This window comes from Ktedonobacter racemifer DSM 44963 (assembly GCF_000178855.1).
Lineage (GTDB): Bacteria > Chloroflexota > Ktedonobacteria > Ktedonobacterales > Ktedonobacteraceae > Ktedonobacter > Ktedonobacter racemifer.
In genome coordinates this window covers 1-1,579 of record NZ_ADVG01000010.1, presented here as the reverse complement: position 1 = coordinate 1,579, position 1,579 = coordinate 1, and the positions used below count along the sequence as shown (strand labels likewise).

The 1,579-nt window shown below is 57.9% G+C and carries 2 protein-coding genes; both read right to left on the bottom strand.

Going from position 1 to position 1,579, the window contains the following annotated elements:
- Positions 1-691: MFS transporter (locus tag KRAC_RS60345; RefSeq protein ID WP_169461090.1), on the bottom strand; the 691-nt coding region annotated here is incomplete at its 3' end.
- 34 nt (positions 692-725) lie between these two features.
- Positions 726-1,541, bottom strand: coding sequence for an IS5 family transposase (locus KRAC_RS60340; RefSeq protein WP_007915552.1), 816 nt, complete (start codon positions 1,539-1,541; stop codon positions 726-728).
- Positions 1,542-1,579 lie beyond the last annotated feature (38 nt).

Here is a 1,579-nt window from a genome sequence, read left to right as displayed (position 1 = left end):
TCGCGCCCAGTTGTCCCAGGTATCTGTTTGCCGCCGTGCCGACGCCCAGGCGACTGGCTGGCAGAACGTTCTGCGCGACTGCTGTGAGGGAGAAGAACGTCCCGGTGCCGATGCCCGCCAGGATCATGAATCCAATGGCCTGCCACAGGCTGGTTGAGGGCGTCATCAGCGTGAAGAAGAAGGTACCAATTCCCATCAGCAGCGCTCCGATGATGGTAACAAGCTGGTAACGCTTGAGCGCGCCGATGATGGGACCTGCCAGCATCGCGCCAACCACCATGCTTATAGAGAGGGGCGTCATGACCAGGCCAGCGATGGTGGGCGAGACAGAGAGCACTCCCTGCAAGTAGAGAGGGAGGTAGAGCGAGAGGCCCATCAACACCATCATCTGGAGCATGGTCAAAAGCGCGGCGCAGCTCCAGACCTGATTGCGGAACAGGTCCAGGGGCAGGATGGGTTCGGCGACCCTGCGCTCGACCAGGATAAACAGGAGAAAGAGGACTACGCCAATACCCATCAAGCCAAGGACTTGAGGTGAGTTCCAGGCATACATCTGTGAACTGCCCCAGGTCAGTCCCAGCATCAGGCAGACGGTCGCGACCGTGGAGAGAACCGCGCCCAGAAAATCGATATGCCGTATCGCCGCCAGGCCCGTTTTTTCACTGGTGCGGACCGAGAGGTGGGCTGGCAAGAAGAAGAGCAGCGCGATGACTGCGATTAAGAGCTTATCCGAAAACCTCTACTTTGGCAAAGATCAATTGAGCACAGGCAAGGTGAAGGAAGGCGAGGTAATTCTCCCCTTTTTTCTCCCAACGCACCAGGAGCCGACGCGAGCGATTGATCCACGAATGGGTACGTTCCACTACCCAGCGTCGCGCGCGATGACCAGGGGTAAGGACTTTCTCCTGCTTCTCCTCGCCACGGCTGCGAATATGTGGGACGTAGTGGCGGGTCTCAACCTCTTGACGTGCTGGCGCTCCCACGTAGCCCGCATCCAGACAGAGGTGCTGCGGCTGCTCCTCGGCCGGCTCCGGACGTGCGATGACGATGCCATCCAAGGTAGCACAGAGCAGTTTTACATCATGGCGATTCGCTCCGTCGATCACGATGGCCAGGGGAATTCCTGCGCCGTCCGTCAGCAAACTACGTTTAACTCCTCGTTTGCCGCGATCGGTGGGATTGGCTCCGGTTGCGGCTTTTCCGAAAGGAGCCTTCGTCATTGCTCCATCCACGGCTTGCCATTCCCACTGGATGCCTTCCAGTTCATCATACATACACAATCCTGCTTGCCACAACGCCATGAAGAAGCCAGCTTGTTCCCATTCCTGAAAGCGATCGTGCACCGTCGAACTCGCGCCCAGCTCTCTGGGCAACGCATTCCACTGGATACCGGTGCGCAGGATATAAATGATCGCTTCAAAAGCTCGTCGATCATCCATCCTGGGACGTCCCCCTTTTGCATGTGACGGTGTGGCAGGCAGCAACGGTTTGACGCCCTCCCAGAATGCATCACTGACCTTCCAGGGATATGTTCGTGCCATGCGGATTATTCCTCCTCGGATTGCGGTAGTAACTGGAC

Coding starts and splice junctions, on each gene's coding strand:
- KRAC_RS60340 (WP_007915552.1), bottom strand. CDS start 1,541: ATGGCACGAACATATCCCTGGAAGGTCAGTGATGCATTCTGGGAGGGC.